This is a genomic window from Bradyrhizobium sp., assembly GCF_049512235.1.
Classification (GTDB): domain Bacteria; phylum Pseudomonadota; class Alphaproteobacteria; order Rhizobiales; family Xanthobacteraceae; genus Bradyrhizobium.
Map to the genome: position 1 here is coordinate 1 of NZ_JBEKXH010000341.1, position 6,878 is coordinate 6,878.

General features: G+C 63.4%; 7 protein-coding genes. 6 read left to right on the top strand and 1 reads right to left on the bottom strand.

The annotated features are described in order from the left end of the window. Positions 1–420, bottom strand: a 420-nt coding sequence (locus tag ABSG20_RS25500; protein ID WP_423867268.1) for a hypothetical protein, incomplete at its 3' end; no start/stop codon positions are given. On the opposite strand from ABSG20_RS25500, the gene ABSG20_RS25505 reads away from it, so the two are divergent. From ABSG20_RS25505 to ABSG20_RS25530, 6 genes are all read left to right on the top strand, one after another. Further along, positions 328–618 (top strand): hypothetical protein, encoded by a 291-nt coding sequence (locus ABSG20_RS25505; protein ID WP_423867270.1) that lies wholly within the window; start codon positions 328–330, stop codon positions 616–618. The genes ABSG20_RS25500 and ABSG20_RS25505 overlap by 93 nt on opposite strands. A 155-nt stretch (positions 619–773) precedes the next feature. After that, a complete protein-coding gene (locus tag ABSG20_RS25510; RefSeq protein ID WP_423867264.1) occupies positions 774–1,838 on the top strand; it encodes a LacI family DNA-binding transcriptional regulator in 1,065 nt (354 codons plus the stop codon). Next, the gene (locus tag ABSG20_RS25515; protein WP_423867265.1) at positions 1,835–2,845 is read left to right on the top strand and encodes a Gfo/Idh/MocA family protein; all 1,011 of its coding nucleotides are present in this window, start codon (positions 1,835–1,837) and stop codon (positions 2,843–2,845) included. Before ABSG20_RS25510 ends, ABSG20_RS25515 begins: the two co-directional genes overlap by 4 nt. 3 nt (positions 2,846–2,848) lie before the next feature. Next, positions 2,849–4,450, top strand: a complete 1,602-nt coding sequence (locus ABSG20_RS25520) for an acyl CoA:acetate/3-ketoacid CoA transferase (RefSeq protein ID WP_423867266.1) — start codon at positions 2,849–2,851, stop codon at positions 4,448–4,450. Continuing rightward, a complete protein-coding gene (locus ABSG20_RS25525; protein ID WP_423867267.1) occupies positions 4,447–5,220 on the top strand; it encodes an enoyl-CoA hydratase/isomerase family protein in 774 nt (257 codons plus the stop codon). The genes ABSG20_RS25520 and ABSG20_RS25525 overlap by 4 nt, the downstream gene beginning before the upstream one ends. Before the next feature lie 312 nt (positions 5,221–5,532). Further along, on the top strand, positions 5,533–6,765 hold the full coding sequence (locus tag ABSG20_RS25530; RefSeq protein ID WP_423867269.1) for an ABC transporter substrate-binding protein: 1,233 nt from the start codon (positions 5,533–5,535) through the stop codon (positions 6,763–6,765). Positions 6,766–6,878 lie beyond the last annotated feature (113 nt).

Below are 6,878 nucleotides of genomic sequence, written 5' to 3' on the forward strand. Positions count from 1 at the left end.
TGGATGTAAGGCATGCACTGCGCGTATGTTCCCGACAGATTCCAGGGAAATCCATCCCGCGGCGTGCTGATCCCGAACTGACTTTCCGTCAGATTGACCGCCTCCAAGCCCGCCTCGAGCGCACATCCCAGGGCGCCGAAGCAATGCTTGGGGTAGACGCTGTCGCGATAGAGTTCGCCCGGACCGCCCGCCGCGATGACGAGATCGGCGCATCGGATCACGGCAAGTCCGAGCGGGTTGTCGGCAGTGCGATCCGCGGCGTGGAATGCGAGCAGGCCCGTGATGCGCTTCGGTTCGTCGTCCGCCATGCCGGCCGGTCGCTGCCGTATGCAGCGTCTGCTTGTCCGATCCCGAGCACGCCGACGTGCCGCCGTAGAGATTTTGCGTGGCGACAACGACATCGATGCCATGCCGCTTCAGCTCGACGGCGGCGCGCCACCCCGCCGCCCCGCTGCCGAGCACGAGGGCGGTGCAGGTGTAAACCGGCAACCTCATGCCGTCAGCCTCGATCGATCCCTGGGCCGTGCAAGCGGGATGATGTTTTGGCATATCAACATCTGTCAGGGCGTCGAGTACGGACTGGCAGAGCGAAGCGGCCACGAACATTTCCTCGGATGAATCTTTGTTGACGATCCCTTTACGTTGCGATACGCTTAGTTTGTCACGTTCCAACTGGCAAGAGGACTGAACGCAAATTTCTTCCTCCTGTGGAAGAAAAATGCGGATTCCTCGTCGAAGAAGAACTTGGAACGATCCAAAATTCTAGGGAAGAAATGACCGAGACGCTGAGGGGGGACGCCGCTTATCGCGTTGGTCGCGTGACCATCGTTGATGTTGCGCGTCGTGCCGGCGTTTCCAAATCAACAGTTTCATTGGTCTTGTCGGGCAGCGCATTGGTCGCCGAGGCGACGAGATTGCGCGTGAACGAGGCCATGCAGGCGCTCGGCTACGTCTACCATCGTGGTGCCGCCAGTTTGCGCGCAGCATCATCCGATCTGGTCGGGATGATCATGAGCGATTTGAAGAATCCCTTCTTCGCCGAGCTCACGGCGGGGATCGAGGATGCGCTGTTTCAACGCGGCTTTACGCCGATCCTTGCCAATACCAATGAAGATACCGCGCGCCAGGCGCAGGTACTTCGGGCGATGCGCGAGCACAACGTCGCCGGCATCATCATGAGCCCCGCTCGCGGCACCGATATGTGGACGCTGGCCCAGCAATGGCCATCGCGTATCCCGGCAGTCATCACGATGCGCCGCATGATCGGCAGTTCGCTCCCTTATATCGGTCCCGACAATCAGAAGGGCGAGCGGGCCGCTGTCGAACACCTGCTGAGGCTTGGCCATCGTCGCATCGCATTTATCGGCGGCGACGGAACCATGACGACGCAACGCGAACGGGTCTCCGGTTGGCGCGCTGCGCTCAATGGCTGGGGGCTGGCCGCGGACGAAGCCTTGATCCTTGAAATCCCCCCGACACGAGACGGCGGTCGGATGGCGATTGAACGGGCACTCGACAGCCCGCAGCCCCCAACCGCATTCGCCTGTTACAACGACGTCGTCGCGATGGGCGCCACGCGCGCGCTCGCTCTGCGCGGAATTGAGGTCGGTCGCGATATTGCAGTCGTCGGGTTCGACGACATTGCAGACGCCGTGCACAACGCGCCGCCGCTGACGACCGTGAGCGCCGATACCCGGGAAATGGGCATGCGATGCGCCGAAGGCTTGCTCGGCCTCTTGCGCCACGACGATCCGGCCAGCCTGTCGTTCGCGGGCGATGCCCGTCTGATCGTGCGCGAAAGCTGTGGCGCCAGGTTTCAGGATAGGGGAGTGTCATGAAGAGGAGTTTGCGTTGGGGGTTGATCGGCGCCAGTACCATCGCTTCAGAGCACATGGTCGGCGCCATGCGTGCGAACGGCGGCGACGTTGTCGCGGTGTTCAGTTCAGATCCGTCGCGCGGGCAACGCTACGCCGAAACCCACGGCATTCCCCGCTCGACGACGGACCTCGCCGCGCTGGTGGAAGCCCCTGATATCGATGCCGTCTATATCTCGACCACCAACGAACTGCATCGCGATCAAGTGTTTGCAGCCGCGGCGGCGGGAAAGCACGTGATGTGCGAAAAGCCGCTCGCACTGACCTTGGCCGATGCCCGCGCGATGGTCGCAGAATGCAAGCGCCGGGGCGTCGTCATGGGCACGAATCACCATCTGCGCAACGCTGCGACCCACCGGGCCATGCGCGACGCAATAGCTCAAGGACGCATCGGCAGGCCGCTATTCGCCCGGGTCTTTCATGCGGTCTACCTGCCGCCGCACCTGCAGGGCTGGCGCATCAAGAGGCCTGGCGCAGGCGGCGGCGTGATCCTCGATATCACGGTCCATGATGCGGACACGCTGCGCTTTGTGCTTGACGACGAGCCTGAAAGCGTCAGTGCGATGGTGTCTCGCGCGGGCATGGGCGAAGCGGGCCTCGAAGATGGCGTGATGGGCGTCGTCCGCTTTGCCGGGGGCGTGCTCGCCCAGTTCCATGACGCGTTTACGACGCGCTACGCGACGACGGGCTTCGAAGTCCATGGCGACGAGGGATCACTGGTCGCCACCGATTGCATGACGCAACAGCCGAAGGGCGAGGTCGCGCTGCGTACCGCCGACGGTACCGTGCCGCTGTCACTGAACCATGAAAATCTGTATGCGCGCTCGATCCGGCTGTTCCAGGACGCCGCCGCCGGTGCGGGCGCACCCGCCGCGACGGGCGAGGATGGCGTGCGCTCTTTGGCGTTCGCGCTCGCAACGGTCGAGGCCGCGGAAGCGGGCCGGGGAACCTCCATAGCAAGCCAGGGGTAAGCAATGGCCAGGCCGAGAGTACTTACCGCCGGCGACGCAGCCGAGCTCATCCCGGACGGCGCGATCGTCACGGTCTCGTCCTCGTCTGCTCTGGGTTGCCCCGACGCGGTTCTGGCCGCGATCGGCGCGCGCTTCGACGCGCACGGCCATCCGCGCAATCTGACGACGCTGCATCCGATTGCCGCCGGCGACATGTGGGGTGTCAAAGGTATCGATCACATCGCCAAGGCTGGCTGCCTTGCGCGCGTTCTTGCTGGCTCCTATCCCTCGGGGCCGTCTTCAGCGCAGCCGCCTGAGATCTGGAAGATGGTCAGCGACGACGCGATCCCTTGCTACAACGTACCCTCTGGCATTCTATTCGACATCCATCGCGAGGCGGCGGCGAAGCGGCCTGGTGTATTGACCAAAGTCGGCATGGATACGTTCGTCGACCCCAACCATGAGGGGTGCGCGATGAATGCAAAGGCCCGTGTCGACCCGATCGTTAGTCGCGTGAACTTTGCCGGCGATGAATGGCTGTTCTTTCCGACCATCGTTCCCAACGTCGCCGTCATCCGCGCCACCACTGCCGACGAGCGCGGCAACCTCTCCTATGAGCATGAGGGCGGCATTCTCGGCCCGCTCGATCAGGCGCTGAGCGTGCGCAACAACGGCGGCCTGGTGATCGCACAGGTCAAACGCCTCGCCGCCGCCGGTTCCTTGCGCCCGCATGATGTCGTTGTCCCGGGAATTCTGGTCGACGTGATCGTCATCGCGCCCGATCAGAAGCAGACCACCAACACACCCTATGATCCCGCGATTTCAGGCGAAATCTTCCGCCCCCTGTCGACCTTCGAAGCCCCGGCATTTGGCGTCGGCAAAACCATCGCGCGTCGCGTCGCGCAGGAACTGCGAGATGGTGATGCCGTCAATCTCGGCTTCGGCATCTCCGCCAACGTGCCACGCATCCTGATTGAAGAGGGGCACCACGGTGCCGTGACCTGGATGATCGAACAGGGCGCCGTCGGCGGCATTCCGCTGTTGGATTTCCAGTTCGGCTGCGCCTCGAACGCCGAAGCCATCGTGCCATCGCCCGCGCAATTCACTTATTTCCAGGGTGGCGGCTTCGACATGTCGTTGCTGTCTTTCCTGCAGATCGATCGCCACGGCTGCGTCAATGTCTCCAAGCTTGGATCACGACCTCATGTGACGGCTGGAGCCGGCGGTTTTGTCGACATCACGGCGCGGGCGAAGCGGATCGCCTTCGCGGGCTTTTTCACGGCCGGTGCGGCGCTCGAAATCCAGGACGGCACGCTTCACATCGCCCGCGAAGGCAAGGTCAGGAAACTTGTCGAAGCCGTCGAGCAGATCTCTTTCTCGGGCCCCCGTGCTGTTCAGCAGGGGCAGGAGATCGTATATATCACAGAGCGTTGCGTGATCCGGCTGGAACCAGCGGGGCTGACCATCCTGGAGATAGCGCCGGGCGTCAATCTTGAGCGCGACGTGCTGGCGCAGTCCGAATTTCCGCTGCTGGTGTCCCCACACCTGAAAACGATGGATGCGAACTTGTTCCATCCCGAGCCGATCAGGCTGCAGCTGCGTCCCGCAATGGAGGCGGTCCGATGAGTCCGTTCGTCCAACTCGCGTTCGATGGTCCGTTGGCGCGACTGACGCTGAAGCGCGGCGACAAGCTCAATGCGCTCGATCAGGCCATGATCCACGCGCTGGCCGAGGCCGCCCATACGATCGACAAGACGGCCGACGCGCGCGTCACGATCCTGAGCGGCGAAGGCAAGGCGTTCTGCGCTGGCGGTGACATCGGCGCCTGGGGTGCCCTGCCGCCGCTGGAGATGTGGCGAAGCTGGACCCGTGCCGACCATCGCGCGTTCGAAGCGCTCGCCCGGCTGCGCACGCCCTTGATCGTTGCGCTGACCGGTCACGCGTTCGGGGGCGGCCTGGAACTGGCGGCGGTCGGCGATTTCCGCATTGCCGAGCGTGGCGTCAAACTGGGCTTGCCCGAGACGGGTCTCGGCATGGCGCCTGGCTGGTCGGGGTCGCAGCGGCTGGTCCGCCGTTTCGGCGCATCGGTCGTTCGCCGCATGGCGCTGGCCGGTGAGATGTTCGAGGATGACGCCGCGCTTGCGCTCGGCCTCATCGATGAGGTCGCGGAACCGGGTCAAGGCCTGGCGCGCGCCGAGGCCATGGCGGCCGATATCGCCAGGCGCGGTCCTATCGCCGTGCAGATCGTCAAGGCGATGATCAACTTTGCCGAAGGCGAGGACAGGGATGCACCGATCGAGGGGCTCGCGGGCGGGCTGACGGCGATGAGCCAGGACCTGGCCGAAGGCGTCGCGGCGTACCGTGCCAAGCGCGCGCCGACCTTTCGCGACACCTGAAAGGACCTTCAGCCGTGCCGAATTCTCTCCGGCCTTGCTCGATGACCGGCCCCTGGCGTTCGGGGGATATCGTCGGCCGCATCCTGGACGGGAGCTTGGACATCGCGCTGTTGCCGACTATACCGATGAAAACACGTTCAAGGTTCACCGAGGTCCGTGCACGAGCGGGAGGCTGTCCCGGACCCGACCCGAACCAAAACGATCGGAAGCCAGCGCAAGGCTTCTAGAAAACGGGGCCGGACCGAATCCGGTGGGAGAGTACGCCTTGGAAGGTAGAAAATGAAATCTCGTAGCATACTGTTATGTAGCGCGATGGCCGCTTCGGTCCTCGGCTTTGGCACGACGGCGCCCGCCGCCGACATCAAGGAAGTGCAGATGCTGCACTGGTGGACCTCGGGCGGGGAGGCCGCCGCGCTGAACGTCCTGAAGCAAGACCTCGGCAAGGAAGGATATGTCTGGAAGGACGTGCCCGTTGCCGGTGGCGGCGGCGCGGGCGCCATGACGACGCTGAAGGCAATGGTCGCCGCCGGCAATCCGCCGACCGCGTCCCAGATCCTCGGCTATTTCGCGCTCGATTATGCGGAAGCCGGCAAGCTCGGCGACATCACGGCACTCGCGACCAAGGAAGGCTGGGCCAAGGTCATTCCGACGGCGTTGCAGAAGTTCACGACCACCAACGGCAAGTGGGATACCGTGCCGGTCAATATCCACTCCGTCAACTGGATCTGGCTCAACAAGGCCGTGATGGAGAAGATCGGCGGCACCGAACCCAAGACCTTCGACGATTTCGTTGCGCTGCTCGACAAGGCGAAGGCGGCGGGCGTCGTTCCGCTTGCGCTTGGTGGTCAGCCCTGGCAGGAAGCAACCATGTTCGATTCCGTCATCGCCTCCACCGGCGGCATCGAGTTCTACAAGAAGGCGATCATCGATCTCGATGAGACTGCCCTGAAGTCGGACACCATGAAGAAGTCCTTCGACAACCTCGCCAAACTTCGCTCTTACACCGATCCGAATTACGCCGGCCGCGACTGGAACCTGGCGACGGCGATGGTGATCAGGGGCGACGCGCTGGTGCAGGTGATGGGCGACTGGGCCAAGGGCGAGTTCAGGGCGGCCAACAAGGAAGCCGGCAAGGACTTCATCTGCTACCGCTTCCCGGGCACCGACGGCGCGGTGATCTACAACACCGACATGTTCGCATTCTTTAACGTGCCCGCCGATCGCAAGGCGGCACAAACTGCGCTCGCCGATGCAGCCATGAGCAAGAGCTTCCAGTCGGCCTTCAACGTCATCAAGGGCTCGGTGCCGGCCCGCATGGATGTGCCGGACACCGACTTCGACATGTGCGGCAAGAAGGGCATCGCCGACGTCAAATCCGCCAACGCCAGCGGCAAGTTTGTCGGATCGCTGGCGCAGAACTACGCTCAGCCCCCTGCTGTCGCCGCCGCCTATGACGATGTCGTCACCAAGTTCTTCCATGGCGAGATCAAGACGTCCGATGTCGCTGTGACCGAACTCATCAAGGCGATCAACAACGCCAAATAGGCGTTTTCTGCTCTTGCCCCTCTCCATCGCCGGAGAGGGGTCCGGGCAACCGGATCGCTGGTTGGTGCGATGCGTCGGTGCCGTGATTATCCTGTAGACGCAGCGCAAATACG